31 protein-coding genes and 1 pseudogene are annotated in these 26,655 nt (G+C 56.3%); 8 read left to right on the top strand and 24 right to left on the bottom strand.

Annotation, left to right across the window (positions count from 1 at the left end):
* Positions 1-210: 210 nt before the first annotated feature.
* The 4 genes from CPter91_RS26740 to CPter91_RS26730 form a co-directional block, all read right to left on the bottom strand.
* Complete coding sequence (locus CPter91_RS26740; protein ID WP_150119785.1) at positions 211-3,756, bottom strand: hypothetical protein; 3,546 nt, start codon at positions 3,754-3,756, stop codon at positions 211-213.
* Positions 3,757-3,787: 31 nt separating this feature from the next.
* A complete protein-coding gene (locus CPter91_RS26735) occupies positions 3,788-4,558 on the bottom strand; it encodes a hypothetical protein (RefSeq protein WP_150119784.1) in 771 nt (256 codons plus the stop codon).
* Between the two features lie 60 nt (positions 4,559-4,618).
* Positions 4,619-5,029 carry a DDE-type integrase/transposase/recombinase gene (locus tag CPter91_RS21720; protein WP_082793148.1) on the bottom strand — a complete coding sequence of 137 codons (411 nt, stop codon included), beginning with the start codon at positions 5,027-5,029 and terminating at the stop codon, positions 4,619-4,621.
* A 284-nt stretch (positions 5,030-5,313) separates the two neighbouring features.
* On the bottom strand, positions 5,314-5,721 hold the full coding sequence (locus tag CPter91_RS26730) for a hypothetical protein (protein WP_150119783.1): 408 nt from the start codon (positions 5,719-5,721) through the stop codon (positions 5,314-5,316).
* 297 nt (positions 5,722-6,018) lie between these two features.
* Between CPter91_RS26730 and CPter91_RS21715 the strand changes: the two genes are divergently transcribed.
* Positions 6,019-6,936 (top strand): substrate-binding domain-containing protein, encoded by a 918-nt coding sequence (locus CPter91_RS21715; protein WP_061944063.1) that lies wholly within the window; start codon positions 6,019-6,021, stop codon positions 6,934-6,936.
* A 209-nt stretch (positions 6,937-7,145) separates the two neighbouring features.
* Positions 7,146-7,361, top strand: coding sequence for a VirK family protein (locus CPter91_RS27825; protein ID WP_082793146.1), 216 nt, complete (start codon positions 7,146-7,148; stop codon positions 7,359-7,361).
* 13 nt (positions 7,362-7,374) lie between these two features.
* On the opposite strand, the gene CPter91_RS21710 is transcribed toward CPter91_RS27825, so the two are convergent.
* The 20 genes and pseudogenes from CPter91_RS21710 to sctU all read right to left on the bottom strand — a co-directional run bounded on the left by CPter91_RS21710 (position 7,375) and on the right by sctU (position 21,929).
* Positions 7,375-8,514 carry an ABC transporter substrate-binding protein gene (locus CPter91_RS21710; RefSeq protein WP_257722458.1) on the bottom strand — a complete coding sequence of 380 codons (1,140 nt, stop codon included), beginning with the start codon at positions 8,512-8,514 and terminating at the stop codon, positions 7,375-7,377.
* Between the two features lie 162 nt (positions 8,515-8,676).
* Positions 8,677-8,919: pseudogene (locus CPter91_RS26040) on the bottom strand (MFS transporter); the annotation flags it as partial.
* A 225-nt stretch (positions 8,920-9,144) separates the two neighbouring features.
* On the bottom strand, positions 9,145-10,059 hold the full coding sequence (locus tag CPter91_RS21700) for a LysR family transcriptional regulator (protein ID WP_061944055.1): 915 nt from the start codon (positions 10,057-10,059) through the stop codon (positions 9,145-9,147).
* A 261-nt stretch (positions 10,060-10,320) separates the two neighbouring features.
* Positions 10,321-11,703 carry a hypothetical protein gene (locus CPter91_RS21695; protein ID WP_061944052.1) on the bottom strand — a complete coding sequence of 461 codons (1,383 nt, stop codon included), beginning with the start codon at positions 11,701-11,703 and terminating at the stop codon, positions 10,321-10,323.
* Positions 11,704-11,945: 242 nt separating this feature from the next.
* A complete protein-coding gene (locus CPter91_RS21690; protein WP_061944049.1) occupies positions 11,946-12,401 on the bottom strand; it encodes a CesT family type III secretion system chaperone in 456 nt (151 codons plus the stop codon).
* 115 nt (positions 12,402-12,516) lie between these two features.
* Positions 12,517-12,663 carry a hypothetical protein gene (locus CPter91_RS27075; protein WP_167595210.1) on the bottom strand — a complete coding sequence of 49 codons (147 nt, stop codon included), beginning with the start codon at positions 12,661-12,663 and terminating at the stop codon, positions 12,517-12,519.
* 82 nt (positions 12,664-12,745) lie between these two features.
* Positions 12,746-12,898, bottom strand: coding sequence for a hypothetical protein (locus CPter91_RS27070; RefSeq protein ID WP_167595209.1), 153 nt, complete (start codon positions 12,896-12,898; stop codon positions 12,746-12,748).
* A 92-nt stretch (positions 12,899-12,990) separates the two neighbouring features.
* Entirely contained in the window at positions 12,991-13,137 is a 147-nt protein-coding gene (locus CPter91_RS27065; protein ID WP_167595208.1) for a hypothetical protein, read from the bottom strand.
* Between the two features lie 82 nt (positions 13,138-13,219).
* Complete coding sequence (locus CPter91_RS27060) at positions 13,220-13,369, bottom strand: hypothetical protein (RefSeq protein WP_167595207.1); 150 nt, start codon at positions 13,367-13,369, stop codon at positions 13,220-13,222.
* Positions 13,370-13,450: 81 nt separating this feature from the next.
* Positions 13,451-13,600 (bottom strand): hypothetical protein, encoded by a 150-nt coding sequence (locus CPter91_RS27055; RefSeq protein ID WP_167595207.1) that lies wholly within the window; start codon positions 13,598-13,600, stop codon positions 13,451-13,453.
* Positions 13,601-13,682: 82 nt separating this feature from the next.
* Positions 13,683-13,832, bottom strand: coding sequence for a hypothetical protein (locus CPter91_RS27050; protein WP_167595207.1), 150 nt, complete (start codon positions 13,830-13,832; stop codon positions 13,683-13,685).
* A 158-nt stretch (positions 13,833-13,990) separates the two neighbouring features.
* Positions 13,991-14,236 (bottom strand): hypothetical protein, encoded by a 246-nt coding sequence (locus tag CPter91_RS21685; RefSeq protein WP_061944047.1) that lies wholly within the window; start codon positions 14,234-14,236, stop codon positions 13,991-13,993.
* Between the two features lie 10 nt (positions 14,237-14,246).
* The gene (hrpD5, locus tag CPter91_RS21680; RefSeq protein WP_061944044.1) at positions 14,247-15,260 is read right to left on the bottom strand and encodes an HrpD5 family protein; all 1,014 of its coding nucleotides are present in this window, start codon (positions 15,258-15,260) and stop codon (positions 14,247-14,249) included.
* Between the two features lie 144 nt (positions 15,261-15,404).
* Positions 15,405-16,283: a hypothetical protein gene (locus CPter91_RS21675; protein WP_061944042.1), complete on the bottom strand. Its 879-nt coding sequence runs from the start codon at positions 16,281-16,283 to the stop codon at positions 15,405-15,407.
* Positions 16,280-16,540, bottom strand: coding sequence for a type III secretion system export apparatus subunit SctS (gene sctS / locus CPter91_RS21670; protein WP_014008320.1), 261 nt, complete (start codon positions 16,538-16,540; stop codon positions 16,280-16,282). The genes CPter91_RS21675 and sctS overlap by 4 nt, the downstream gene beginning before the upstream one ends.
* 4 nt (positions 16,541-16,544) lie before the next feature.
* Complete coding sequence (gene sctR / locus CPter91_RS21665) at positions 16,545-17,192, bottom strand: type III secretion system export apparatus subunit SctR (RefSeq protein WP_061944039.1); 648 nt, start codon at positions 17,190-17,192, stop codon at positions 16,545-16,547.
* Positions 17,176-18,276 (bottom strand): type III secretion system cytoplasmic ring protein SctQ, encoded by a 1,101-nt coding sequence (gene sctQ / locus CPter91_RS21660; protein WP_061944036.1) that lies wholly within the window; start codon positions 18,274-18,276, stop codon positions 17,176-17,178. The genes sctR and sctQ overlap by 17 nt, the downstream gene beginning before the upstream one ends.
* A gap of 25 nt (positions 18,277-18,301) precedes the next feature.
* On the bottom strand, positions 18,302-18,925 hold the full coding sequence (sctP, locus tag CPter91_RS21655) for a type III secretion system protein SctP (protein WP_061944033.1): 624 nt from the start codon (positions 18,923-18,925) through the stop codon (positions 18,302-18,304).
* Positions 18,926-18,927: 2 nt separating this feature from the next.
* Positions 18,928-20,850 (bottom strand): FHIPEP family type III secretion protein, encoded by a 1,923-nt coding sequence (locus tag CPter91_RS21650; protein WP_061944030.1) that lies wholly within the window; start codon positions 20,848-20,850, stop codon positions 18,928-18,930.
* 11 nt (positions 20,851-20,861) lie between these two features.
* Complete coding sequence (sctU, locus tag CPter91_RS21645) at positions 20,862-21,929, bottom strand: type III secretion system export apparatus subunit SctU (protein WP_061944027.1); 1,068 nt, start codon at positions 21,927-21,929, stop codon at positions 20,862-20,864.
* A 272-nt stretch (positions 21,930-22,201) separates the two neighbouring features.
* Between sctU and CPter91_RS21640 the strand changes: the two genes are divergently transcribed.
* Genes CPter91_RS21640 through sctN form a run of 6 tightly spaced genes read left to right on the top strand, consistent with a single transcriptional unit; the run spans position 22,202 to position 26,654 of the window.
* Positions 22,202-22,672 carry an HrpB1 family type III secretion system apparatus protein gene (locus tag CPter91_RS21640; RefSeq protein ID WP_150119782.1) on the top strand — a complete coding sequence of 157 codons (471 nt, stop codon included), beginning with the start codon at positions 22,202-22,204 and terminating at the stop codon, positions 22,670-22,672.
* A gap of 10 nt (positions 22,673-22,682) precedes the next feature.
* Positions 22,683-23,108, top strand: coding sequence for a hypothetical protein (locus CPter91_RS21635; protein ID WP_061944021.1), 426 nt, complete (start codon positions 22,683-22,685; stop codon positions 23,106-23,108).
* Between the two features lie 9 nt (positions 23,109-23,117).
* Entirely contained in the window at positions 23,118-23,888 is a 771-nt protein-coding gene (gene sctJ / locus CPter91_RS21630) for a type III secretion system inner membrane ring lipoprotein SctJ (protein WP_061944018.1), read from the top strand.
* The gene (locus tag CPter91_RS21625; RefSeq protein WP_167595206.1) at positions 23,885-24,592 is read left to right on the top strand and encodes a type III secretion protein HrpB4; all 708 of its coding nucleotides are present in this window, start codon (positions 23,885-23,887) and stop codon (positions 24,590-24,592) included. The genes sctJ and CPter91_RS21625 overlap by 4 nt, the downstream gene beginning before the upstream one ends.
* Positions 24,577-25,335 carry a type III secretion system stator protein SctL gene (gene sctL / locus CPter91_RS21620; protein ID WP_082793140.1) on the top strand — a complete coding sequence of 253 codons (759 nt, stop codon included), beginning with the start codon at positions 24,577-24,579 and terminating at the stop codon, positions 25,333-25,335. Before CPter91_RS21625 ends, sctL begins: the two co-directional genes overlap by 16 nt.
* The gene (gene sctN / locus CPter91_RS21615) at positions 25,332-26,654 is read left to right on the top strand and encodes a type III secretion system ATPase SctN (RefSeq protein ID WP_099047233.1); all 1,323 of its coding nucleotides are present in this window, start codon (positions 25,332-25,334) and stop codon (positions 26,652-26,654) included. Before sctL ends, sctN begins: the two co-directional genes overlap by 4 nt.
* Position 26,655: the final 1 nt, after the last annotated feature.

The raw sequence follows: 26,655 nt of genomic DNA, 5'->3' as shown, positions 1-26,655 counted from the left end.
GCAACGCAGACGATCTTTTCCTTATTCATATAAAGGAATTCCGTTGTACTATCTAATAGCAAGTAAGAAAAAAGAAGAAATTTCTGACAGTATTTGCATACGAACATCATCCTAGCCTCTGAACCAGCTCGAAAAATCCGCTCCGGCAATCGGGGCGTCTGAGCAAATACACCCCCCGATGGCCACGGTTGTTCTTCTCGGTACAGCGAATTACTCAGCCTTGTCGTTCTCTTTTCCGTCTGCCAGAGCGGCTGACCGCGGTTGTCTGGTGAGATCGGTGAGACGGTCGCGCACGTCATGACTCATCTCTTGGCCGCGATTGGCCGCGTGCCGGGTCATGGATAGCGGAACCTGGGCCACGATCTGACTGATTGGGGACGTGATCGACGCATGCATGTTGTTGACGATCATGCCGGTGCGCCGCATCTGGAATTTTGCCTTGGTGCCGGCTGGCGCGTGCTTATAGCGCCAGTTAAAATAGTTCGATGTGCCTCTCAACTTGCCGGTTGCAATGTTGATCCCACCAATCGAAAGCTTGATGTCGTCTGGCAAATCGGCAAGTCTTTCGAGATCATCCATCAGCTTGTCGAGCGCGACATCGATCCGCCGATCGCTCATATCCATCGTCGCCGGATCTACCTCGGCGATTTCCAGTTTAAGAGAAACCGGATCGCCGTTCCGCGCCAACGTTTCCAACAACTTCGCCATGCCGGTCTTCTGGAACCGAGCGCGTTCGGCCGAGATGTATGGTGCCGTGACCGGAGCCGTTCCTTGCACAAACACGCGCGCGTCGTTCTGATTGTTGTATATCTTGGAAGCGTGGATGCCATGGCTTAGCTGGACTTCTTTCTTGATATTGAGGCCTAGGCTTACCGTAGCGCCGATTATATTGGCGGCACCCGCCAGCGTGGCAGAGCCGGCATTGGTTATGGTGTAGCGCTCGACCTCGCCGGCAGTCAATTTTTTCGCCAATTCGGTCGCTGCTACCTGACCTCGACCATCACCGGTGAACAGTGCCTGGACATCGAGATCCTTGATCGCCGAGAGAGCCCGGGCAGCCGATTGCAAACCGGCTTGCGTAGCGGGGTCTTTCTCCTCGGAAAGCGTACTCTTGATATTGGCTTGCGCCAGCTCGAATGAAATCCAATCGCGCAAGCTCACTTTGACGTCGGCCCGCAAGCCGGCATGAATCTGTGCCCGCGCAAATGTGCTGCGCTCGGTTCGGTCGGATGATGCATGCCCGTTGCGGGCGGCGGATTTTAGCAATGCCGTCAACGTCTTGCTGCTCTTGCCCAGCAAAATACGACCCATGCTGTCCAGGCGCATGCGATACGGCGTTTTCCAGGAGTCGGCGAGGGTCGAAACCTTGAATTCGGCCTGGTGCGCCTGGGTAAAAGCCACTTCCAAGTCCTGCATGGCATGTGGATCGCCTGCGGCGGCCTCCATCTGCTGCCGGTAATCGGCATAAGCCGACCAGTTCGCCAGCGGCTTGACATCATGCTCTGTGGTGTCGCGGCATGCTATATTGTCCAGGGCGGCGAGCAATTTAGCTTTTGCCTGCACACGTACTTCCGGGCGGCGCCAGAGGCGTTTTTCCTTGATGTAAGTTTGATAGGCCTGCGCTCTTTCCTTTTGTTGTTTGGACGCATTGCCGCCGAGCAGATCAAGCGACTTCCCAAGCGCCACTATGGCGCGTTTTGCCTTGGCCTCGCCATCTTTGCTCGGCCCGGAACTGAGCTGATAACCCACATACATCAATGCCACTGCCGTCACCGCCGCGGCGCTGACGCCGCCCGTCACGGCGGCTGCGGCAGCATGGGGCAATATACCCAGAATGGTCGCCGTAACGGAAAATGCAGCGCTCGCGCCACTGATGCCCAGGTAGCGCTTGTTACCTTCATATTCGATTTTGGCGCTTTCAGAAGCGGTTTTGTAGTCCGTCTTGAGTTCGTTGCGTAAGCAGAATCGCGCGTATTCGATGCTAAGATTTTCTCCTGCGGCACGGATATCGCCTTCAGCTTGCAGACGCTCTGTGGGAGAGATGTCCGCAGCTGCCAGCCTCGATTTGGCGGCATCGAGCTGGACCTGCGCTTTTTCCATCCGCTGCACGCATTGCCGGATCTTCGGTAAACGCCATATCAGCGTTGCCGCCGCACCCAATACGTTGGGCCCGGTTTTCGCACTCGGAGAGGCATCGGCTTTCCCTAGCGGCATGATTTCCTCAGTTCCGGCGTTGCGCAAGCGCAACTCGGCCGAATCAAACGAAAGCTTGGTGGTCACGGCCGTGAGAATCAATTGGATTGCGGACAGTACGGTTTTTGCTGCCGGATGAGAGGAAGCGGCAATCTGCGCGACGCTACTTACTGCACCGCTCACCGTAGACGAAGACATGACCGGTTGCCGGTGCAGCGCACCAGTTCCGGTCGTCTTGAAACTATTAAGCACTTCGTCAGCATTCTCGATCCCCGCTGCTTTGAAGAACGTCGCAATCATTTCCCGATAGTAGTCGTCTGCTCTCGCCCCTTGGGGAAGAAGCCTCTTCCCTCGTCTTTCCTCGGGAATCGTGCTGGCATGGGCACGTTCGAAATTCAGTGCCATGAGTCTGGACAATTCCGGTATTGCAGGCGAGCCGACCTGGCTGTTGCGCCATCCCAGGCAAATTTCAAGCGCGCTGTCCAGATTCCACTGTTCAACCTGGATAGGGGGGGTGAAAGGGACTTTTTTGATGTTGACCAACTGTGCGAATCGGTCTTTGAATGTGCCGCGGGAGAATTGCGAAGCGGCAGTTGAAGCTGTGTTCAATTGAAGCTCCCGCACCCGCGGCCGCGACTTCACGCTACCGCTGCGCGGCGCGCCGGAACTCGTAGGGGGCGCGGTGCGTTGTCGGTCTGCACAGTCGTCCTGGCGTTCGGCTATGCTGGGTAAGGAGCGAAGACTGCGCCGGGAAGAGCCGATCGGTGATGCGTTTAATGCAATCGACGAAGGCTCGCTCTCAGCGTGCCTGCGCGGATTGTTCAATTCAGCCTTTGACAGCCGTGAAGCGACGATTTCCGCACTGACAAGCGGGGCGTCCAATGAGTGCAAGTCTGATAAAGCGTGACGGTCAATCGCGCCGAAAAGCTCATCAAGTTTGGCCTTGCCTTTCGAAGCTATCGACTGCTCCAATGTTTCCTCATTCCATACTCCATCGTCGCTACGCACCGTGCCATCGAGCAGTGCTACTGAAGCGGAGGTCCTCGGTTCACGAAAACTGCGTGATGAGGGAAGACCTGGTATGGCGTGGCGTGAGAGTCCGATATCAGACTGGGAGCGCCGCACGATTTGATCGACTCGAGCAGATCCTTCGGCTGCATGCGAAAGAGAAAACGGCGTCATGTGAATATTTGCGTCAACATCCATCCGTTTTTTCGAAGGAATATCGTCCACGCGGACGCTTGCATCCATGATGCTTTCCCAATTCACGCTCTTTGCATCGCCGGTTTCGGCATCTTTCTCAAGGGGGGTGAGCGACTCCCGAAAACTGCGTGGCGAGGAAGCGGCTACTCCTGTCTCGCTTGGCAAACTTAGCTCGGATCTGGACCGCCGTATTCTAGACATATCGGAAAGCGCGGACAATTGCACCGACATTCCGATCACCCGTCGGTGTCCCACTGGTGGGTTCTCTTGTGCGATCGCTGACGTGGTGGATGGCAGCTCCTGCGCAGAGGTTTGCGCTGTGACCGGAGTTTCCCGATTAACATTGGGGCTGATAGGCATGACAGACTCCAGATAGTTTGCAACATTAATGTCATGCCAGGCATGAAAATAAATTTATTGACTCGAGTACAATTTGACGTGCGGCTGGCTTCAAACTGCCGTACAGCAGACGTGATGCTCTGTTCGCACTGAACGGTAGAGTGCGCCATAACGAGCCAAAATCGCCGAGTGGAGCCGTGAGGCCCAGCAATAGCCGTAATCGAATGAACGCGGATAGAGGGCATGGCCCGGTTTCATAGTGATGATTTTTTCGAAGCCGCGTGTGGTACTGGCGCAATTGCAAGTTCAACTGCAGGCCGCCGTGACAAGAGTGGGGGCATCCTTGAAATCGTTTTCCAAGTCGGGTTATAGCCGCGTAAATCCGGAGCGGTGGATCCAAGGAAGACGTGGTGCCAGTCGCACTTGAACGCATAGGGCCAGCAAAACGCAAATGATTGGCACTGGCTCTGCTGCTGCGGTTCAAGCCGGCGCCGAAAAGGCAACTGCTTTGCTTCGGCGAAGGAACCATCGGGCATTCGCTCCAGATCTGTACTCTGTGATGGAAACCGTCGGCCACTCGCTTGAGAAAGACTGTGGCGAGCAGCGCACCGGCACGGGAAAACGCACCTAGAGAGAAATAGGGATGTATATCGATGCGGCTATGCAATTCGGTTTGCGATGCAGCTTGTATCTCAACCCATTTTTCTCGTTTCAATTCCACGATCGCTGGCGGGTCGAACCCGGTGAGGACGAGGATATGCATAGGTGCATCGGTTGGCCGAAACCCAATGGCCGGGGTCGACCAATATTGTGCGTAATCCATAGTGTTTCGAGAATAATCGTCTTGATGGGATCGTCAATAACGTCCGACATTTCACCACGATCAGATGACATGATCGTGACAAGACAGAGGTTCCGGAGTCCCACCGCCGCGGCACGGCCTTGGCCACCCGCTGCTTTGTTTCGTTTTTTGCCGCACAGCTTCGCCATACATAAATTGGTCTGCAAAAGGCATCGTAATACTGCTGCCGATGGCGAGCTGATTCTTGCGTATGATGCCTATCAACTGGATGCCGATTAGTACGTTTCTGGCCGAATGAAAGGACTTGAAGTTGAATATGGATTCGGTCACTCCCTTGATAGCACGGTGGTCCTGCTCGATGATGTTGTTGGAATATTTGATCTGACGCACCATGATCGGTACATCTCGACCAACATTGATCGCATTGATGGCTACTTTGTTGGCGCCTTCCTTGCCCATAGTTACTTTTGCGGGAATGTCGTTATCGCGCATAGTCTTGTCAAAGAAGCGCTTGGCTGCTGCGGTATTGCGTTTTTCCGTAAGTAGAAGTCGACCGTTTTTCTGGCGTTATCGACAGCGCGGTTGAGGTGTTTTCATATCCGCTTGTTTCATGGGAATCGATCGATACCTCCAAGCCCTCCAGCGTAGCTTCGACTGCCCCCAGTCTTCGCATACTCGAATTCGAAGTTGAATCGCCGCCATGAAGTGCAGCCCGCACCGTATACCCTTCGCTCTTCAGCTGCCGGAGGTAAGTTCGAATATCCCGCTGAGTAAGTTCATTTGCAGATATGACATGAAAGATTCGGGCCTTCGCTTCGGGGCAGCCAGACGTCGCCCCTCCTCCCGAACGCGACTGCACAGCACAAATCCAGTCCATCGGTCACGCACAGTATTCCAGGTTTTGAAGTACCTGTCGAAGCCGTATGGCCGGCCCCGGTTGAATAACCTTCGCCCTTGATTTCGGTTGATCGAATCAAAAGGAGTTGGTGCGGCGTGAGAAATCCCCCCGGCGCACGCGCGATTCCGCTAGGCGCACGCCGGGCAGGAAAGGCTTCTTTAGTACTGCGATCATTGAACGGCGTATCAGGGCGACTTCTGGCTGCTTGATTCCTCATCGGCGTGGCTTGCTGCAGCGGCAGATACTTCACCAGAATATAGAAATATCGATTAATTGAGCTGATCATATTTGATCTTTTGGGCGAATGAAATATTGGATTTGCATGCGCCTTCATCGAGTTTGCGCTGTCGCAAAACTATTGGGCATTTAGCTAAGGCGATCGTCGCTCCAATCTGGAGATCGATTGGTGACGGCACCAATTGGTCGCAGATTGTAGGAACTCCCCTACCGAAAAACCTACCTTTCCCGATAGTGTTCTGTATCCGTCGATGCATACTTACTCATTCATGCACCGGCGAAACTAGCGCATGCGGAAAAAAAAGAATGGGTTCATGAAAATATCAATAATACGAAAGCAAGCAAGATGAAAATTCGCAGTATGTCTCTCCGCTCCCTCAGCGCTACGCTGTTTTCCGTTTTTGGACTGATGTCGACGCTGGCGTATGCCGACGTGCGTATTTCCGGCTCCGATACGGAAGAAAATCTGATCACTACCGCCATTATGCAATATCAGCGCGGCAGTAAAAGCGATATCAAAGCCGAATTCAAAGGAACCAGTATCGGCTTCAAGGACCTTTGCAAAGGCGCGGCGGATATCGTGCCAGCATCGAACAAGATACAGGCCGATCAAGCCAAAGCGTGTGCGGATAAAAAAATTTCCTATCTCGAGCTGCCAATCGCTTACGACGCCGTCGTGGTGATCGTTAACAAGTCGAACAATTGGGCTAATGACTTGACAATGGCAGAGTTGAAATCGATTTTTCACCCCGAATCTTTCAGTAAAATAACCCACTGGAACCAGGTGAGAATGGCCTACAGCGATGCACCGCTGAAAATCGTATCGCCTGATACCAAGTCGGGCACCACTATGTTCTTCACGGAGCGCGTGAATGCCATGCGAGGCTTCTTGCGTGGCGACACTACGATATTCAGCGACCATGGCAAGATCATCGATGCGATATCGGAAGATATCAATGCCATTGGCTTCGTCTCTCTTGGCGCGCTGGTCGAGCGCAAGGGCAATGTCCGTCCGGTGCCGATCAATTTCGGAAAAGGGGCGGTAATACCGGATACAAGCTCGGTGCTGTCGGAAGCCTATGGGCCGTTAACCAGGTTGCTGTACGTGTACATCGCCCAATCGGCACTAACCAAGCCTGAAGTTACGGCGTTCGCCAGCTATCTGTTCGAGAACGGCGACCGCTACGCGCGTTTTTCAGGATTCGTGCCGCTGACAGCCGCAAGCTATATCAATGATGTGCGTCGCATAAAGACCGGGCAATAGCGGTTGCGTCCTGCCGACAGTCGCTGAATTGCCGTGAGTTGTCGTTCGAACTGGGTCAGGATTCAGCTGTTTTTATCACTTGCAGAAGAAGAGGCTTGTATGTTTCGCAACCTATTTATCGCAGTTCCAGGCTTGCCAAATGCATTCCTGCCGAGGGCGCCATATTGCCAGGCACAGTCCGCCGCGGCCTCGAGATTGACGCATAGCGGATTGTTGCGGACGGCGCCCTCGATTTCGCCGAAGAACATGCGACGGTTAACCATAGAGGCAAGCCTATCTGGCAGTTCCTGCGCTATCAGGTCAAATCGGATCAAACCGCAGCGTTTACGATGGATGTGCTTTCGTTGCCCTCATTTACCCGCAAGGCCGAGCAAATCTGCTACGGGCGTGCGATAAGCAAGGGCACCGCGTTCTTCATGAATTGAATCCCGGTCCGGGTCATTCGATGAAGTGGCCGCCCGCGCCGATTACCGTAACCGTGACGAATTTCGAACCTGCATGGTCGTTTTCATCGTAGTTCACGACGAAATCGCCGGCATCCCAGTGATGCATCGTTTCCAGCGCCTTGGTCAATGCCGGCCTGCTGGGATTCGGCCCGGCGCGCCTTAAACCCTCCACCATCACTTTCGCTGCGATGTAGCCGTCAAGGCCGATATAGCTTGCCACCAATTTTCGTCCAGCCGCATTCGTGGTTTTCAACGCAGCCTGATATTCACGGGAGATATGTGTCTCGCCGTTGAACGGCGACGGCGCCACTTGCGATATCACGATGCCCCTGCTTTCGCTACCCAGTCTTACAACCAGCTGATGGCCGCCGATAAGGCTGCGCGCGAAAAACTGGACCGGAAACTTATCGGCAGCCTGATTGAATTGGCGTACGAAGGCAACGGCGTCGTCACCGGAGACGCCGAGCACGATCGCTTGCGGGTGTATCTTTACTATCTTGAGCACTGCATCGGCGGCTTGCGCTGAATTGAGCCGCATCGTGGCGACACCGGCGGGCGCCAGCTTGATTGCTTTCAATTTTTCTTCCAGGTCTTTTTGCAAGGCGGCGCCGCTGGGGCTATCGTAGCGCGCCAGCGCTACCCGCGTTAATCCCATTGCCTGCACATGGCGCAGCAGAGCGTCTAGTTCAGCGGAATAGCTGGCGCGCGTCATGAACAGGATGTGATTTGGCGGCACCGCATACAGCGCCTCATTGCCGGCATACGGCCCGACATATGGGACGCCGGCAGCAGTGGCCAGAGGAAGTGAAGCGAAGACTGTATTGGAGAACATGTGGCCGAACAACGCCAGCGCTTGATGCTGCTCGATCAATTCTTTAGTGTTGACTTGAGCGCGCTTGGCGTCGTAGCCGTCATCCAGCGTGATTAAACGGATGCGCCGGCCGTTTACGCCGCCTTCCTTGTTGATTTTTTCAAAGTAGATTTGCGCACCGTCTCGATAGGCTTCGCCCATTTCACTGAAGCTCCCGCTTAAGGGGGCGGATTGGCCAAGGACAAGATCGGACTGTTCGCCTGCATGTGCCGAAAAGAATAAATGCGTCGCTGCCGCGAACACGACCAATCTGATAAGCATGTGTTTAAGTCGCATCTAAAGTTCTTACTATTGAATATGTGAATGGATTTTCAATCTTGCGGGGCTGTGAAAATAATCTCGTATTTTTTCCCGGACCTCGGCTATCTGTCGTCAAGCACCTTGGCCAGACGCATTACCGTTACGCCGGGAGCCACATGGCGTAACGGCACCGAGCGGGCGCATGACGAAGGAAATGCCGAATATGCCGACACTGAGCAGTAAAGACGTGGTTTCGTCTGCGGTGGGGAAAAACAGTTTGCCGATTACAATCGCGAAATATCCATAGATCAGCAAATCGTAAAATTCCAGTGCGTTGCCGATGCTGGCTGCGCAGATCTTTTTCCAGGGATTACGCCTTGCGACCGGTATTGCGCCTAGGTTGGGGGAACGAAACTGAGCTGACACGAGATATCTCCGGAATTGTAATGAGCAAGAAGTGTAGGGCGATGTTTTTTGCGCTCATTGCTATTTCGGCAGCGATCGCTGCTCATTTGGCGTAGATGGTTTGTTGTGCACGCAACTGGTGCTGAGTACTGCAGCAAAAGAGTTTATTTGGCGCAGTGGCGCACAGTGCAATGCGCGGTGCGAAGTACAGCTTGATGCTCAAAGCGACACTTCATGAAAGTGATGTCATTTCCTTATTTTTTTTGCGGTCGATGACAGACCCTGCCAGATCGCATCCAGCCGCGTATTGTTGTTGCGGCGCGAGCGGTGCAGCGAAATATCGAAGCTGACGCGCATGCTGGCGTCGCCGGCGGCCGTCAGGTGACCCTGCTTCAATTCATCCTGCACCAGCCTCTGCGGCAACCAGGTCAAGCCGGCGCCACGCTTGGCCATTTCCAGGATCGCTTCGTAAGAATCGGCCTGGCAGACCATGTGCAGCGGCAATTTGTGCGGCAGGCTCGCCAGGTGCTGGGATAGCACGCTGCGCAGGGTCAGTGTTGGAGAATAAGCTAGCCAGGGAATCGGCGTATCGCCGGTTGCAGAAATGCGGAATTGAGGACGTCCTTTTACATCTGGCGCGCTGACGGGCAGCAATGTTTCGCGATCCAGCAAGATGGATTCATAGAGATCGGGATCGATCAGCAACCGGGTGGACGGACTGCCGTAACTCAACAGCAAATCGACATCGCCGGATGACAAGCGCGCGATCCCCTCTTGCGCGCCGCCGGTCCTGAGAGACACCAGGAATGGACCGAAACGGCGATTGAGGGATTCACACCAGTCAGGGAAAAAGGTTTTCGCCAGCGTCCGGCCGGTCGCAATTCTGAGAGTCTCCTCCGCGTGCGGCGTGGTGTTTTGCAACTGGGCGCGCGCTGCGTGCAAAACATCCAGCGAATGGGTGGCAGCATCTAGAAACAACATGCCGGCCGGCGTCAGGGAAACCGGCTGTTTGCGTTCCGCCAGTGACGCACCGACCCATTCTTCCAGTGCGCGAATGCGGCGGCCGAAGGCTGGAGACGTGACAAAGCGATTTTCTGCCGCCCGGGAAAAATTGCGTGTTCGAGCCAATTCTACGAAATCCTCCAGCCATGCTAGTTGCATTTTTATCCTCTTGTTAATCGAGTAATCAGACTGGCCCGACTAGCTCAGCTGACGATCCACTTGAGCATACGGCAAGTTGACTTGCGGTCCTGCGTCGAAATGATACATGAGCAAATATAACCACAGAGACTATATGCATGCAGCTTTCAATCGGGAACAAAAATGTAGGGAACGATAAAACCGAGGCGTTGCATCGGCGATCCTGCATGACAACTTCGCTGTAAGCCCGGTTAGCAGCCAGATCGGATCGCGATGACACAGTTAGTGCGATGCTGTGGGAATTCTGTTGTTGTCGGCGTCATACCGGGCCTCCGGGTACAAGACGTCCTTGGCGTCTACTGTCAACACGCCAAGGAAATTAAATTGCGGTTTGCCCTCCGCCGTCTTGCCGACTTTGCAGAAATGTTCGATGCTCTTGGGGGAAACGCCTTCTGCGTTGTTCGCCATCAATCCGGTAAATTCGGAAACGATCTTTTCCAGCATCGCCTCTGCTTCGTCGTCGGTCGGCAATTCCTGGTTTTTCTCCACTTGCTTGGCCAGCGCAATCTGGGCATGCGCCGCCTGATACAAGCGTACAGCGACGCTTGAGCAAATTTCTCCCGGAGTGCGTTCTTTCGGGGTCATGGACAGGAAATGGACGCCATCCGAGGGTTGCGCCTGCGGCGGAGCATGGGTGAAGGGATCCGACGCCACCTGCAGGATATCCTTCTGGGCCGCATCGGTAAATTTTGTAAATTTGTCTCCCGGTTTCATCGAAGTGCCCAGGATGGTTTTGCTATAAGGGACGTCCTGCCACATTTGACCCGCCTGAGCCGCCCAATCGCCGACATTCTTGTCGGTGGGTTTGTAAACCCAGTATTGGCCTTCCTGTATCGAGGACGCCTGCACACGCATGGTGTTCGACGTACCGAGTCCGCCGCGCGCTTCCAGTTGTTCTGCCTCGCCTTTTCCATCCAGCTCTGTTTTGACCGGATTATGCTGATCGTGCGCCCACATCATGATGTGAAAACAATTATCATCGCCTTGGTTGTTCTCGATACCATTCAGATTAGGCACCATTTGCAGTCCCAGGGAAAACGCGTGCGCCTTCGACTCGGGAATGCTTTCCTTACGCACCAGAATGCATCCGGGAAATAAATTTTCTTTGCCGATTTTATGGGTGAAGCTTTGGGTTGCCTGCGTATGAAGGGCAGCTTCGGTCCCCGGTTTTTTCAACCATGTCTGCACCTGGCCTTTAACGTATTTCACCAGGTCGAGCGTATCTTTCACTTTGACTGTATCTGCTTCTTTGACCGTAAATTTACCATTGACTACCATCTCATCCATCTTGGCATCAAGCTGCGATGCGTTGGTAAATGCGTTCTTCAGATGCGCAGAAAGAGCGGCATTGCCTTCATGGCTGCCGCTCCTGCGGGGAGCCGGTTCAATTGCCAGAGTCGGTAGCGCGCGGCTTTCTTTGCTGCCGAAAACGTTGTTGCTCGCTACATTCTTTCCGCTACCGGAAAGCGACTCCAGCCCGGGCAGCGATTCCCGGGTTGGCGACCTGCTGCCGCTGCGACGTGCTGCACTGTCGGTTTTCTGTCCCGAGGCAGCTTCGGTATCGATATGCCGGGATGTTGCGGGGGCGTTCCTAGTGACTTCCATTTTCTTACTCCGTGATGTGGTGACATTACATTCTGGCGGCTAGACGCTGGCTGTTAAAAAGCGGTGGCGAAACTACCCGGAAAATAGCGAAGCAGATGACCGCAGGACGCCAATATTTCCGGGGACGAAGGCAAGGGAAGCATCCGGTTTCGCGATGACAGGTTGGATGAGGCGAGATGACGGACCATTAGGAACTTACAACACGATGACGGCGGGCGGGAAATGAAAACACAGGGAAACCGTCAGGCGCGAATCCAGATGTATTCTCCAGAGGCGATATTCTCGAACATGTCGTCCCGCGCCTGGAACATATTGTCGCGCCAGTAACGGCCATGTCCAAGATAGTGGTCGATGAGATCGACCAGCCATTTTCCATTGATTTCATCATCCAGCGCAATACGGCTGATCAGCACGATGCCGCCGGTATCTACCTCTAGCCCAAGTTGCGCCTGATCTTGCGCATAGACGGCGAGATTGGCTTCCAGCAGCAATCTGAAGATACGCAGCGTACGGCCGGCCGTGACGATGCCCAATTGAAAATTGGCGTAAATGGCTTTGGGATCGTCGTCGAAATAATCGATTACCACCTTGAAGCTGTCAATTTCGAGCAAGCCAGAATTTACCGCTCCCTCGACGTCAGTAATTTGCCGAATCGCACACAGTTCGCGAATTAATTCGTCGCGGCGTTTTATGCTCATAAATTTGCACGAAGAGGGTTAGGAGATCGGGGGCTCGACAAAATGTGAAATGCCATATCGTCAAGGGCAATTTGCCTGGTATCCGGTACAACAGCAGCAAGCAAGCGCTTGATCGTCAGCCAACGATATCTTTGGCCGCTTTAAAGCCCATCGTATGGACTTTGGCCAAAGTATTGGCCAAATCAATGACGTTCTCTGCCGCAGCGGCAGCTTCGATGATATCCATCTGTTTATCTGTATTCAGACCGGCTATGGCAGACATTTGGCGCTCCCAGGTGAAAGCGTTACATTTAGAAAGCGGTTGGCCGACATGACGAAGAATGCAGATCGGCCGTGCCTGAAGATTAGCCAACAACATCTTTGGCAGCCTTCAGACCCATCGTGTGGACTTTGGCTAGGGTGTTAGCTAGGTTGATGGCATTTTCCGCTGCCGCTGCTGCTTCGATTTCTGCGATTTGCGCAGCTGCATGTATACCTGGAAGTGCTGATTTTTTCACTTTGATGCTCCTTGAGAGAAGTGATACAGATTGAATGAAATAAAGGCTGGTCGGCACCCTGGCGAGTGCCGGCCGGCCGTTTGCTATGCCGATTAGCCGACGATGTCTTTTGCAGCCTTCAGACCCATCGTGTGAACCTTGGCCAATGTATTAGCCAGGTTGATGGCGTTTTCTGCTTCTGCTGCTGCTTCGATTTCTGCGATTTGTGCGCCTGTGTCCAGACCGGTAATTGCTGCCATTTTGATTCTCCTTGACGGAAGTGATGTAGATTAAAAAAAGGTTGGTCGACGCCTTAAAGGCGCTGGCCGCTCGCTACGCTGATTAGCCGACGATGTCTTTTGCCGCTTTCAGACCCATCGTGTGAACCTTGGCCAATGTGTTCGCCAGGTTGATGGCGTTTTCCGCGTCCGCTGCTGCTTGAATTTCAGCGATTTGTGCACCTGTGTCCAAACCTGTAATTGCTGATGCCATTTTGATTCTCCTTGACGGAAGTGATGTAGATTAAAAAAGGTTGGTCGAGGCCTTAAAGGCTCCGGCCGCTTGCTACGCTGATTAGCCGACGATGTCTTTTGCCGCTTTCAGACCCATCGTGTGAACCTTGGCCAATGTGTTCGCCAGGTTGATGGCGTTTTCCGCGTCCGCTGCTGCTTGAATTTCAGCGATTTGTGCACCTGTGTCCAAACCTGTAATTGCTGATGCCATTTTGATTCTCCTTGACGGAAGTGATGTAGATTAAAAAAAGGTTGGTCGAGGCCTTAAAGGCTCCGGCCGCTTGCTACGCTGATTAGCCGACGATGTCTTTTGCCGCTTTCAGACCCATCGTGTGAACCTTGGCCAATGTGTTCGCCAGGTTGATGGCGTTTTCCGCGTCCGCTGCTGCTTGAATTTCAGCGATTTGTGCACCTGTGTCCAAACCTGTAATTGCTGATGCCATTTTGATTCTCCTTGAAGAAAAATATGCTTCGATCTCGAAGCGAGCTAGATGGGCCCCGTAAGGAGCCCGGTTAAAATGTGCAATTCCCCCATGGGCGTTACACAAAACTGGATCGATGCCATGCAATGGAGCCGCATGGCAGTGAAGACTGATCAACATTACGCAGGCTGCTCTACTGCATTGCGACATAATTCGGCTGCCGCTCTCAATCCATCTACTATCACGCTGCCGGTCTGGCGCTGGCTCGGATCAGCGCCCGCCCGATTGGCTTCGGCGGCGCTGAGCGCCATCTGTTCCAACGCCTGGGCAACCGCATTCAGTTCGACGGAATGGGCTGGGTCGCCGGCCAACTTAGGTAGCGCATTTAAAGTTTTGATCAGCGGTTCTGTCATATATTCGTACATTGCAATTACCTCATTGGAAACGGAGCGAAGCGTGTTGTGGTGAAACGAAGTTTTTTGTACCATCGCTCGATGCGAAATATTGCAGGCCATCGACCGCCAGTGCGGAACCGATGTCCTTGGCAGTCGCGATTTCATCGGCACGTATGACATCGACATCGACTTGTTTGACCAGCGGTCCCAGATCGCCGCGGAATTGCTCTACAACTTTATGGACGGCCTCAGGGTGCAATACGGTTCCTGTCACCGCAAACACGCCGTCGCCCTTGTATTGCACATTCACGTCGGGGGTACGCAATGATTCCTTGAGATCGCGCACCACTTGGTCCGCCGCCCTGACGTTCCACTTTAAATGTCCCGCTGCGAAGGCGTGCGCTGCTTGATAAATCTTGGCTGCGGCAGCTCCCTGCTTGATAATGCCGCTGACATTGATCACGCCGTCTTGCTCGGTAATGGTCAGGCCGTCTTGATTTAGGTGCGCCACGGCCAGTTTCAGCGCATCCAAAGACGGCTGCGGCTGCGGCAGAACGTCGCTACGCAACGGATTCGCGCCGGGCACGATCATCGCGGTGGCTGTCACGGCCGCCAGCAGCGATGAGGCCAGGACCAACCAGCTGACGGTGGCGTGGCGCGCCCAGATGCGGGTGGCCTTGACCGAATGCCGAGATGCCGGCGCCTGGCCCGGTAATTTTTCCGAAATGGCTTGCTGATCGATTTGCTGGGTGCACACCAAACGCAGCAAGCTCATGTCGGACGGCCATGTTGCGTCTGCCGGCCCTGCACATAGAACAATATCGCTGAAGCTGCGAGGCTCAAAATCTTCAAGCCGGACCTGCTGTTCGCTGTCATTTGAGATGCCTATCGCGACCTTGCCTTGCTCATCCAGCGTAAGCAACATGGAGGGGGCGTTCCAGTCCGAGATTTGAATTTCAAATGTGGCGTCGCAGCCGATCGTGGTATCGCCAATGGCCAGATTGATTACTGCTCCGGAGTGATGGCCAGTCAATATGCGAATCTGTTTATTCATGGGCTAACTCCCTTGTTCTGTCATTGGAGCAGGATCAATCTGGCTGCTGCCGCTTTCCACCTTACTGCTTTGATATAAGTCTATCTCTGCGTTTTTCCGGCCACAGGCCGAGGGGCGAATTCATTGGCTTGCGAACGAACTTGACTACCATCCGCGGCCGCGCAGGATAAGTGCGGAAAGCTTCGAGATGCCGATCGCGAGTTCCATGTCTGTACGTTTGCGGGACAGGCTCAGCAACAACAGGGGCAACAGCAGATTCATGGTTTCCTCGGCCGGAGTGCATGCTTGGCGGGACGCCGAGCCGGATCGAAACAGCTGGATTGCGGAGGAGGAATCGTCGGTTCCAGTTGCTGCTGGTGCTGGCTGCTTTCCCGATCCTGTCAGCGCCACCAGACGGTCGCGCACCATGTGCAAAGTGGTTGTCTGCGCGCGCGCTGCAACCGGCATTTGCAAAAATTCGCGCATGATTGCCAGAATCCTGTAGGTCGTGCCTGATTGCGCCTTGCCGGAAACCAGGTTGTCGCGTACCCCAAGTAATGCTGTTTCGGCGGCCGCCTGGCCTTGCAACGGCAACTTGGTGCCATGCGCCAACGGCCAGGTGTCGAGCAGCAGCGCTTCTTTCCGGATTGGACCTCCGGCGGGCCGCATGGTGTCGATAGTACGCGCCCAGCCCGCGGCATCAAATTGCATGCGTCCGGCATGGCTTGCACTATCGCGGCGGCCTTCGCGCTGGTCGTGGTCGGACGGCCTGCCATCGTCGCTGGATTGGTGGAAATTTATGGTGCTGAGTTTTGTCCGTTTCGAGGAGGCATGCTCTTCCAGCATCATCAGCAAATCGTCGCTCATGGCGCCTGAATCCAGCTGCTCCGGATCACCGCTGGCGCCGCGCCGCGCCGACTGCCGCCTGGCGCGCAGGGCAGAAGCCCGGTGGCGATGGTGGCCGGGAATTGGAAGCTGGATCGTCTGCTCCTCATCTTCCACCTGGCTCAGGTTGCCCCAGCTGCCGATACGTGTGATGCTCATGGGAAGATCACCTGGAACACGGAACGTGCATAGTTCTGGATCGCGGCGGCGGCCCACGGCGCGCTGATAACCACCACCACCGTCACGACAATCATTTTAATGCCCTGCGAAATGCTGGAATCCTGCAGCGAGGTAATCGCCTGCAGAAAAGCCACTACCAGGCCGGTGATTGCAGCAATGCCGACAACCGGCAGGGAAACCAGCAGGGCCAGCGTCAACGCCTGCGTCGTCATGTGGGTGATTGCGTCATATTCCATGGCTTCACCGATAAGTGGATATGAGTCCGTGGACCAAGGTGGACCAGCCGTCCAGCGATATGAACAGCAGCAGCTTGAATGGAATCGCGACGTTGCTCGGATTGACCTGGGATAGTCCCAATGCCATCAGCACGTTGGCGATCACCAGATCGATCACGATGAAACACAGGTAGAGCAGGAAGCCGATCTTGAAAGCTGCGGTCAGTTCACTCAATACGAACGCCGGCGCCAGTACGATCAAGTCGTCCGGTTTCAGCTCCGCGGCCCGTTCCGGCGGCCAGATCTGGCGCGCCGAGCGCATGAAAAACGCCTTCTCGCGTTCCGATGTATGCTTGCGCAAAAAGGCGCGAAACGGCTCGCGCGCGGCATCGAATAACGGCATGATCTGCGATCCGGCGGTTTGTTCGCTTGACAGCTGCGCGTGCTTGACAGCTTCCATGCCGACCGGCGCCATCACGAAGCATGAAATGATGATGGCAACGCCGTTCAGCACCGAGGTCGGCGGCACTTGCTGCAAGCCGAGAGCGTTGCGCAGCAGGCCGAGCACCACGACGATCTTCGTATAAGACGTCACGACCATCGCGGCGAACGGCAAGATGGCGAGGGCAAGCGCTGCGATCAGCAGCGATGCAATGTCAGGAGAGCCGGTCATTGCGTTCTGCCATGCGGTGAATTTGCAGGCCCAGCTGGCCGCCGACTGCTACCAGTTCGCCAAACGCCAGAACCTGGCCATGCGAAACCAGCCGAATCTGGGCGTCGTCTACCGGAACCGGGAGCTCCAGGATGCATCCGGGTTCCAGTGCGGCGATTTGCGCTATGGGCAAATTAAGCGTGACAATCTCAAGATGGACCGGAATCTCAAGCTGTCCGACATCGATCTGCTCCGCCGCTTCCGTCACTTCTCGTTCCGCAAGCTGGTCGTTGTCTAGATTGTAGGTCGTTGTCATAGGTTTGTTCTCCAGGGTTATGGTGTGTGCCGCGACGCTTGCCTGTGCCGTGGCGCACCAGCCGTTGCCAGCGCCCCAGCGCAGCGTGACGTTGTCGATAGCTGCGCCGCGTACGTGATTTCCGCGTGGCTGCCAGCCGAGCAAGATGTCGCCGCAACGTAAAGAAGCGAGCAAGGCCTGGCTGCAATGGCGGCTGCGCAGCCGCAGATGGGTGGGCAGGGATAGTGCGGCGGGTAGTGCTTGCGCGGCACCGGATGCAGTCAGCCATTGCCGCTCGAGCAACGTCGCCAGTGGCAGCGGCAGATCGACAATCACAGCAACTTCAGCAATCTCAGGGCAAGTCTTTGCCGCTGCGAGCCGGAATCCGAATGCCAGTCCCTGCGTCGCCGTAGATACGTCGACCAGCGTCAGTTCCGCAACGCTTGGTTGAGGATAGCCATTGGCCGCCAGTTTTTCGAGCAGTGGCGTTAGCCACAGATTGGCCAAAGCGGTACTCCTTTGACGGTTGCTGTCGAGCGCGATCGCTTCAAGCGCCGGATGGCCAGCCAGGTCAATGAGTGCGGTCAGTACGCCGTAGGAGGAATCCAGGCGCAACGTTGCAGCGCGTTTGAAGCTAATCGATGCTGCCGGCATGGCACGCAGTTCGATGCCGATAGCGCCGACTGCGATGCGCATCGTGCTACGCGCATCGAATACACCTCGGGACAGACTGGCCAGCGCTGGCGGATATGAACGCAGGCGGTTGGCGATCGGTGTTGCCCTGACTTTCTCCGTGACTTGCTTATGCATAAGAATCCGTCTCTTTTTTGAAGGCTCAGGCCGTCTCGACGTCGATATCGAAGCTGGCATCGAGCCGGGAACGCAGGCGCTGTAGCAATGCATCCGTGTTCAGGCAGATTAGGTCATTGGCTCGTGCATCATTGGAATCGAAGCGAAGCCACAGCCGGAATGGCGAAAGATTTAAATGCAGGTTGGTCTCAGGCAGGATGGCCGGATTGAGTACGATGGTTACTTCCCAGGTTCCGCCTCTCTTAACGGCCGGCGACAAACAGAAATTTGCGACGCGTTCAGCCAGATGCTCGACGACCAGGTCGGCCTCCGCTGCCTGCGAACACTGTCTGATCATGTGCGCCCGCAGAGCGGCGAGTCCATCCCGCTCGGCGTCGTTGCCATCCGCCGCTTTGGTAGTTGTCGCCGCCCGGCTATCCTGATCCGGCATGACTGACGGAGCTACCTCCCGCTGGTCGGCGTCGTCATCCATCGATCTATCTTCGGAGCCGGCGCTGGCGCCGTCTATCAGCTCCCGCCGGGCGGCTCCGAAAAGTGTGGCAAAACGTGCCGTCCGCTGTCGTGCGGGCCGGCTTGGCGTGATGTCTGAATGTTCAGAAGAAAGTCGCAGGACCCGCAATTCGCGCGCCTGCCGGAAGCGGTTATCCATGGCTAGAGATTAACCACACCGACCGGCTGCAGCTCGACATTCGCACCCAGCTCCTGGAATGAATACACTTGCAACGACGGAAAGCCTTGTTCAATCATGCGCCGGAAGTAGCGTCGGATATCCATTGCCGTAACGACCGAGAGGCCAGCCGCAGATTCGCTGCCGATGGCGCTTTGGACAGACTCCAGCAGCGCGTCGATTTGCTGCGGTTCAAGTGTCAGAAAATTGCCTGCCGGGGTGGGTTTGATAGCCTGGCGAATCGCCTGCTCAACATCGGCGTCGAGCACGATCGCCTGCATTTTTCCGGTGCCTGCCGTCGCCCGGTGGGCGATGAAGCGGCCGAGATCTCCGCGCACGTATTCGGTCAGCATCAGAACGTCCTTTTCCTTGGCGCCCCATGCAACCAGGCTTTCCAGGATTGCCCGGATATTCCGGATGGGCACCTGCTCTTCGAGAAGGCGCCTGAATACTTCTGCTATCTTCGGCACGGTCGAGACTTTCTGCACCTCGGCGACCAGACCCGGATATTCCGCTCCGATGCGGTCCAGTATCCATTGCGTTTCTTGCAGTCCGACGAAGAGATGCGCTTCACGCCGCACCGAATCGAACACATCGTCAGCCAACGCCTTTTCGCCCTGGCTGACCGACTCCGACATCTCTACCGGCGGCAGCGGAACCTCTTGCAGCAGGATTTGGTATGACATGCCGGACAAGTCGTGGGCGGTCCACACCGCGGTGCGCGGAAAAGGCAGACCGAGTTCTTCCACCAGCCGCAGCCGTATCTCGGTCAGGGCCTGGTTTAAGGCCGTCTCGGCGAGCCGGCCGCTGAGTTTTTTCGATAAGCGTATTGATAATGGAACGGCGAACGCCGGAGCATGCTGCGCGATGCTGGGCGCGCCCCCTTTGACACCATCGGTGCGCAGAGCGGATAGTTCGGTGCCGGAATCGGGCTTGGATTGCTGCTGCTTGCGTCGCAAGTTATAGCCGCCGACGAAGATGGCAGTTGCCAATACCAGGAACAAGGTGGTTGGAAAGCCTGGCACCAATGCGAACCCACATAACATTGCCGAAGCGCTAAACAATGCATTCGCATTGGTTGACAGCTGCGAAGCGATATCCATGCCTAGCGAGCTCGGACGGCTATGCTCGTCAGCCACGCGCGTGATCAAGATGCCTGCCGCGACCGAGATCAACAAGGAGGGAATTTGCGAAACCATCGCATCGCCAATGGAAAGCACGGAAAAGCGGTTGGCGGCTTCGCCGGCGCTCATGCCATGGTAGCTGACGCCGATCACCATGCCGGCGAGAATATTGACCATGGTGATGACCAGGCCGGCGATCGCATCTCCCTTGACGAATTTCATCGCGCCGTCCATGCCGCCATGCAGCTGGCTCTCAATGGCCAGCAGCGCACGTCGCTGCCTGGCGTCGTCGACCGAAATATTGCCTGCCTTGACGTCGGCGTCAATGCTCATCTGCTTGCCCGGCATAGCATCCAGGGTGAAACGCGCGCCCACCTCAGCCACTCGTTCCGAGCCTTTGGCGATAACGATGAATTGCACGGTTGCGATGATCAGGAACACAACCAGCCCGACCACCAGATTGCCGCCGACCACCAGCTCACCGAAGCTCTCGATGATGTGGCCGGCTTCGGCGTTAAGCAAGATCGATTTGGTCGACGCGATGTTAAGCGACAGGCGGAACAAGGTGGTAAACAACAGCAGGGAGGGAAAAGCCGACAGCGATGTGGCGCTGGGAATGTACATTGTCACCATCAGCAGCACGATGCTGATGGTGATATTCAGGCCCAGCAGCATATCGATCAGGAACGTGGGCAAAGGCAGGATCATCAAGGCGATAACCGCGATCACCAATGCTACGATGCCGACTTCGCCGCTGATATTGAAGAGGCGCGACGATTTCATGTAAATTTCCTTCAAACTGGATTGACAGCTGTGGTGTGGCCTTTGCCCATATCATCAACCCAGGCGAGCACTGCTGCTACCGCGTCGAAAAGGGTTTCGGGGATGGTTTCTTCCAGAGCAACCAGATAAAGTGCGCGCGCCAATGGCGGGTTGCCGACGATCGGGACGCCATGCAAAGCCGCCAGTTCACGGATGACGCGCGCTTCATCATCGGTGCCTTTGGCGATGACGCGCGGCAAGCCGCATTCTTCAGGCGCATAGCGTAGGGCGACAGCGTAGTGGGTCGGATTGACCACCACCACATTCGCCTGTCCCACATGCGATTTTTGCGGCGAATTGGCAAGTTCTTTTGACAGTTTGCGCAGCTCTTGCTTGATTTGCGGATTGCCGTTGCTTTCCTTGTTCTCCCGTTTGACTTCATCCTTGCTCATGCGGTGGTCTCTGATGAACAACCAGTGCTGGATAGCAAAATCGGCCGCGCCTATCACCAGGAAAACCACGGCAGAGATGGCGAGCATCTTGCACAGAGCGCTCCAGGCGATGCTGTCCAATCCCAGAATCGGCTGATACACGACACCAATCAGCAATGGCATCAGTATCAGCACGGTTTTCCACAATACCGCGCCCAAAATGCAAGCTTTGATCACGGTTTTTGCCAGTTCTATCATCGAGCGCATCGAGAAAATCCGCTTCAGTCCTGATGCCGGGTTGATTGAATTGAATTTCAGTTCCAGCGGCTTGAAAGCGAGCTGCAATCCGACTTGCGCCGCAATAACGGCAGCCGAAATCAAAGCAGCGATTAGCGCTATGGGTAGACAAAGGGCTAAGCCGCGCGTGCCGGCAGTCACTAGCGCATCGGTATAGCTAAAATTTTCCGATTGTGCATTCGCAACGTCGAGCCCCATGCGCAGCAGCAGACGTAATTGTTCCGTCATGACAGGGCCGCCCAGCGAGAAACCGATCGCCGCACTGAATAGAATGGCCGCAAACGGCAAATCCTGGCTTTTCGACGTTTCGCCGTCGCGCCGGGCGTCGGTCAGTTTCTTCTCACTGGGTTCTTCGGTTTTTTCGTCGGACATGGATGTATACCGAAATAAGGTGTGAGGCGATTATTGCGCCGGCGCGACGTCGGCAAGAGCGTGAATGCGAACCGATGCGCATTGTGGCGAAACAGGAGGAAATGCCGAATTCGGGAAGTTGTAACGCGGCGCGATGTTTCGCTAGTTGCGATGCAGGTTCGTATCTGCGGCGGCAACGGCTGCGAAGCTGATTTATCTTCCGTTACTACTTACCGCGCAATGCGTGCTGTTCTCAGGGCGGCGTGCGGGGGTTTTTCTTCGAGGAGCCGAATATGAAGATGGGAAATTGCAGTAACGAGCTGTTAACGGGGCTGATCGAACTATTGATGTTCGGCGCCAAGCATAGCTATATTGAGCCAACCGAGCGCCTGCTGGCTGCGGTGCACCTGATGCGGCCGGGGTTTATCGAACTGCGCGCGTACGACGCCTGGATATTGATCCGTCAGAGGCGTTTCTCCGACGCCGTGCGTCTGTTGCGAGAGCTTGAGCAGCAGCCTTTGCGAGGATCGTTCGGTCCTTACGTCAGTTCGCTGCTGGCGATCTGCCTGGCCAATCAGAATGATGAGTCCTGGCGCCACTATGCAAATGAAGTCATGTCGGGTAAGGAGGATGCCGACTCGATCGAGCTCATGACTACCCTGATGGGGCAGGCAGGCGACAAGGCGGCGAAACGGCCGCCTGTGGCGCAGATCGACAAGAGTCAATTGCAATTTTTGTTACAACACCGGCATCTGCGCGCTTAAGGAGATCAATATGAGTATGATAATTTCACCACTGCCACCGATCTCAAGCGCACCCGCAATGCAGGGTGGCGCCGGCGCCGCCAAGGAAAGCGCGGGGGCCGCGGGTGGGGCGACGCCGGTGCCACGTAGCGATCTGGTCGAACAATTTCGCGCCAAGTTCGAGCAAGCGCGCCTTTCACCACAAAGCGTAACGCACTTCCAGGGACCTTCCGCGGTATCGGAAATGATTACGCAGCAAGATCAGGCCATGGGGAACTTGACCGGTAAGGTCGACGCGTTCGCCGCGGGCGCCGACAAGATGAGCATGCAAGAAGTGGTGGCGCAATCGGTAAAGGTACAGCTTGACGTCGCTACTTTGACAGCCAAGCTGTATCTCGGACAAACGCTTGCGCAAGGCAGCAAGGGCGCCATCCAGACCTTGGTAAAGAATCAATAGGAGCGCCAGATGCCACACTATCCGTCGTTGCACTGCAGACTATGCATCGCTTTGCTGAGCGTTGTACTCATCAGCGGTTGCAGCGAACAGCTGTTTGCACAACTATCCGAAGCCGACGCCAACGACATGCTGGCGGCGCTGCTCGACGCCGGCATTTCCGCATCCAAGCAGAAAGACGAAAGCGGAAAAAGCTGGGCGGTGAGAGCAGAAGAACGGGATTTTGCGCAGGCCATCAATGTGCTGCGGTCGCAGGGTATGCCGCATCAGAAGCACGAAAATCTCGGTGAGATGTTCAAGAAGGATGGCCTGATCTCTACGCCCACCGAAGAGCGGGTGCGTTTTATCTATGGGGTGTCGCAGCAGCTGTCGGAGGTGCTTTCACGGATTGACGGTGTCAGTTACGCCAGTGTTCAGATCGTCCTGCCGAATAACGATCCGTTGGCCAACGAAGTCAAACCCTCGTCGGCAGCGGTGTTCGTCAAGTATTTGCCTGGCACCGATGTCGCTTCGCTGGTGCCGAGCATCAAGAACCTGGTTGTGCATGCGGTGGAAGGGCTGACCTATGACAACGTCAGCGTGACGATGGTGGCCGGCGCCGACTTGCCAGCCGCGAGATCTCTACGCCGCAACGCCGGCGACGCCTGGCTGGCCGGAGCAGGGCTGCTTTTTGCGGCGATTCTGGCCGCGGCGCTGGCGTTTGCCGCCAGACGCTACGGACTGCTCCGTAAGCTGGCGCCGGGTGGCTTGCGGGCTTTGCTTTGGCGGAGCAAGCCGTCTTGAATGCCAGCGACGGCAGCAAGGTTAGCGGTCCAAGCGCAAGCGTGCCGGCAACGCATGCCCAGTTGCATGCCTGGATCGGCAAGTACGAAACAAGGGTGGGCGAGGAGGCGGCGCGCCAAGCGCAACTTCATTGCCAGCGTTGGCGCCAGGCTTGCACTCCTGCCGCCGTCCAGATATGGCTCGCTGCACGCGATGTCTGGCTACCGGGTGTCGTTTCCGTCGACCAGCTGAGTGTCAGCGTCAACCGGCTTGCACTGCTGGACGCCGCCGATTTGCGCAAGGTTTTGTCAGCTCGTGTGCTGTACCGGTCGCGCGCCGGTCTGCGCCGGGTGGTGGCCCGCAGCCAGCGTGAACAGTTGCTCGCCGCGGTTGGAGCACGTGCTCTGGAATGTCTGCAGCGAGAGGATGCGGCTGTCGCTACTTCTGCGCCGCCGTTGCCGGCGTCGTTCAGCGCAGCGTCGCTGGCGGCCGAAGGCTGGCAACTGATCCAGTCCGAGGATATCGGGCTGGCTCCGACGGCTGCTGCGCTGGTGGCTTTTGCCCTTGCGTCCGAGCAGATTGCCAACGTTGCCATGGCAGAGGTTGCGGGCGGAGGCCGGGATAAACACGGGTTGTCAGGTCAGCTTTCCGGCGACAGCGAGTCGGCGCGCTTTTTTTCGAAACTAGGATCGTTCTTCCCGGAGATGCAATGGCTATTTGGCTAAGCTCGGAACAAGCGTCCGTCGGACCCGACGTAGACGTGATACGCAGCGCGGAACTCGCCAGCGTAATAGCCCTCGATCAAGCGTATGGCGCACTCGAACGGCGTTATGCCGGACTACTGGCTGAAGCCGAAGCGACTGCCCAAGCCATCGTGGCGGCAGCGCGGCAACGGGCGGATACGCTGGAGACTGCGGCGCAGCGCCGCTTCGACAATAGCGCGCGTCTGGGTTACGCAGCAGGCCGCCGGCGCGGACTGGAAGAGGTGCAGGCCCTCATGCTGCGCCAAGCGGCATCGCAGCACCAGATGCTCAGCGCCACCCGCGAGCGGATCGTGCAGATTGTCACGGGCGCTGTCGAACGCATGCTGGGGGCTGCGGATCCCAAGGCGTTGTTTGCGCAGGTTGCCGGAACCGTCGACCGGCTCCTGGCCGATTCATCCTTTTTGACTGTACAGGTTGCTCCTCAGGACCTGGATGCCGCACGAGAAGCCTTCGGCGTAGCCTGCAGCGCCAACCAATGGGGCGTCAATCCGCAAGTCGCGGGACGCGTCGACCTGGCGCCGGGCAGCTGCCTCTGCGAGTGGGACTACGGCGTGATCGACGGCAGCCTCTCATTGCATGTCGATGCGCTGAGGCGCGCCGTTGCCGGCCTGGTTGCCGAGCCGTCTTCGCAATTCCGGCGATCCCACGACGAGCCTGCGCCGGAGCAGGACGAAGCGCTGGACGAACATGAAAGCATGGAATGATGGACGGATTCGATAGCTTTCTCGACACGCTGGACGCCACGCTCGATGCGACGCCAATGCTCAAGCAGCACGGCAAGGTGGTCGAAATCATAGGTACTTTACTGAAAGTGGGCGGCCTGGACGCCACGCTAGGCGAATTATGCGAACTGCGCGAAGCCGATGGGCGCTTGGTGCAGCGTGCCGAGGTGGTCGGCTTCACCCGTCAGTTCGCGCTGCTGGCGCCATTCGGCAGCGTAGTCGGCTTATCGCGTTCGACCCGGGTAGTCGGGCAGGGCAGGACATTGTCGGTGCCAGTAGGTCCGGCGCTGATGGGCCGCGTGCTGGACGGTCTGGGCGAGCCGCTGGACCGACTCGGCGCAATCGAGACCAAAGAATTCCGCTCGGTCATCGCGCCTGCGCCGGATCCGCTTACCCGCCGCATGATAGAAGAACCGCTTGACACTGGCGTGCGCGTTATCGATGGCTTGATGACGATTGGCGAAGGTCAGCGGGTCGGCGTCTTCGCTCCGGCTGGCGTTGGCAAGAGTACACTGCTTGGCATGCTGGCCCGCGGCGCGGCTTGCGATGTGAATGTGGTGGTGCTGATCGGCGAACGCGGCCGCGAAGTGCGGGAATTCATTGAACTGATTCTTGGCAAGGAGGGCATGGCCAAGAGCGTGGTGGTATGCGCGACTTCGGATCGCTCATCTATCGAGCGTGCCAAGGCCGCTTACGTAGGTACTGCCATTGCTGAGTATTTTCGCGACCAAGGCATGCGTGTGTTGCTGATGATGGATTCGCTGACGCGTTTTGCGCGGGCCCAACGTGAAATCGGCTTGTCGGCTGGCGAGCCGCCGACCCGGCGCGGCTTTCCCCCTTCCATTTTTGCCGAGTTGCCGCGCTTGCTTGAACGCGCCGGTATGGGCAGCGTGGGTTCGATCACGGCGTTTTATACAGTGCTGGCTGAGGATGAGGAGGGGAGCGATCCGGTCAGCGAAGAAGTGCGCAGCATTCTTGATGGTCACATCGTTCTGTCGCGCGCTATCGCCGCCCGTAATCACTATCCTGCGATCGACGTTCTCAACAGCTTGAGCCGGGTAATGACCCTGGTGGCGAGCAGCGCGCATTGCAACGGCGCCGGGCGGATACGCAAGCTGATGTCGAAATTTAACGAGATCGAACTGCTGCTGCAGATTGGCGAGTATCAGCAGGGAACCGATCCGCTGGCTGACGAGGCTATTTTGCACCACGACGGAATCGAACAATTCCTGATCCAGAGCACGGACGAAGAGGCACCGGGAGCGCATACCCACGCAATCGTTTCGCAATTTTCTAGCTGAT

The organism is Collimonas pratensis, assembly GCF_001584185.1.
Taxonomy (GTDB): Bacteria; Pseudomonadota; Gammaproteobacteria; order Burkholderiales; family Burkholderiaceae_D; genus Collimonas; species Collimonas pratensis.
The sequence above is the reverse complement of the archived record's forward strand: the minus strand, read 5'-3'. Positions and strand labels throughout refer to the sequence as shown.

What these genes read in the sequence shown, in the direction of transcription:
- CPter91_RS26740 (WP_150119785.1), bottom strand. Translation starts at nt 3,756, where the DNA reads ATGCCTATCAGCCCCAATGTTAATCGGGAAACTCCGGTCACAGCGCAA.
- CPter91_RS26735 (WP_150119784.1), bottom strand. Translation starts at nt 4,558, where the DNA reads ATGGATTACGCACAATATTGGTCGACCCCGGCCATTGGGTTTCGGCCA.
- CPter91_RS21720 (WP_082793148.1), bottom strand. Translation starts at nt 5,029, where the DNA reads ATGCGCGATAACGACATTCCCGCAAAAGTAACTATGGGCAAGGAAGGC.
- CPter91_RS26730 (WP_150119783.1), bottom strand. Translation starts at nt 5,721, where the DNA reads ATGATCAGCTCAATTAATCGATATTTCTATATTCTGGTGAAGTATCTG.
- CPter91_RS21715 (WP_061944063.1), top strand. Translation starts at nt 6,019, where the DNA reads ATGAAAATTCGCAGTATGTCTCTCCGCTCCCTCAGCGCTACGCTGTTT.
- CPter91_RS21710 (WP_257722458.1), bottom strand. Translation starts at nt 8,514, where the DNA reads ATGCTTATCAGATTGGTCGTGTTCGCGGCAGCGACGCATTTATTCTTT.
- CPter91_RS21700 (WP_061944055.1), bottom strand. Translation starts at nt 10,059, where the DNA reads ATGCAACTAGCATGGCTGGAGGATTTCGTAGAATTGGCTCGAACACGC.
- CPter91_RS21695 (WP_061944052.1), bottom strand. Translation starts at nt 11,703, where the DNA reads ATGGAAGTCACTAGGAACGCCCCCGCAACATCCCGGCATATCGATACC.
- CPter91_RS21690 (WP_061944049.1), bottom strand. Translation starts at nt 12,401, where the DNA reads ATGAGCATAAAACGCCGCGACGAATTAATTCGCGAACTGTGTGCGATT.
- CPter91_RS27075 (WP_167595210.1), bottom strand. Translation starts at nt 12,663, where the DNA reads ATGTCTGCCATAGCCGGTCTGAATACAGATAAACAGATGGATATCATC.
- CPter91_RS27065 (WP_167595208.1), bottom strand. Translation starts at nt 13,137, where the DNA reads ATGGCAGCAATTACCGGTCTGGACACAGGCGCACAAATCGCAGAAATC.
- CPter91_RS27060 (WP_167595207.1), bottom strand. Translation starts at nt 13,369, where the DNA reads ATGGCATCAGCAATTACAGGTTTGGACACAGGTGCACAAATCGCTGAA.
- CPter91_RS27055 (WP_167595207.1), bottom strand. Translation starts at nt 13,600, where the DNA reads ATGGCATCAGCAATTACAGGTTTGGACACAGGTGCACAAATCGCTGAA.
- CPter91_RS27050 (WP_167595207.1), bottom strand. Translation starts at nt 13,832, where the DNA reads ATGGCATCAGCAATTACAGGTTTGGACACAGGTGCACAAATCGCTGAA.
- CPter91_RS21685 (WP_061944047.1), bottom strand. Translation starts at nt 14,236, where the DNA reads ATGTACGAATATATGACAGAACCGCTGATCAAAACTTTAAATGCGCTA.
- hrpD5 (WP_061944044.1), bottom strand. Translation starts at nt 15,260, where the DNA reads ATGAATAAACAGATTCGCATATTGACTGGCCATCACTCCGGAGCAGTA.
- CPter91_RS21675 (WP_061944042.1), bottom strand. Translation starts at nt 16,283, where the DNA reads ATGAGCATCACACGTATCGGCAGCTGGGGCAACCTGAGCCAGGTGGAA.
- sctS (WP_014008320.1), bottom strand. Translation starts at nt 16,540, where the DNA reads ATGGAATATGACGCAATCACCCACATGACGACGCAGGCGTTGACGCTG.
- sctR (WP_061944039.1), bottom strand. Translation starts at nt 17,192, where the DNA reads ATGACCGGCTCTCCTGACATTGCATCGCTGCTGATCGCAGCGCTTGCC.
- sctQ (WP_061944036.1), bottom strand. Translation starts at nt 18,276, where the DNA reads ATGCATAAGCAAGTCACGGAGAAAGTCAGGGCAACACCGATCGCCAAC.
- sctP (WP_061944033.1), bottom strand. Translation starts at nt 18,925, where the DNA reads ATGGATAACCGCTTCCGGCAGGCGCGCGAATTGCGGGTCCTGCGACTT.
- CPter91_RS21650 (WP_061944030.1), bottom strand. Translation starts at nt 20,850, where the DNA reads ATGAAATCGTCGCGCCTCTTCAATATCAGCGGCGAAGTCGGCATCGTA.
- sctU (WP_061944027.1), bottom strand. Translation starts at nt 21,929, where the DNA reads ATGTCCGACGAAAAAACCGAAGAACCCAGTGAGAAGAAACTGACCGAC.
- CPter91_RS21640 (WP_150119782.1), top strand. Translation starts at nt 22,202, where the DNA reads ATGAAGATGGGAAATTGCAGTAACGAGCTGTTAACGGGGCTGATCGAA.
- CPter91_RS21635 (WP_061944021.1), top strand. Translation starts at nt 22,683, where the DNA reads ATGAGTATGATAATTTCACCACTGCCACCGATCTCAAGCGCACCCGCA.
- sctJ (WP_061944018.1), top strand. Translation starts at nt 23,118, where the DNA reads ATGCCACACTATCCGTCGTTGCACTGCAGACTATGCATCGCTTTGCTG.
- sctL (WP_082793140.1), top strand. Translation starts at nt 24,577, where the DNA reads ATGGCTATTTGGCTAAGCTCGGAACAAGCGTCCGTCGGACCCGACGTA.
- sctN (WP_099047233.1), top strand. Translation starts at nt 25,332, where the DNA reads ATGATGGACGGATTCGATAGCTTTCTCGACACGCTGGACGCCACGCTC.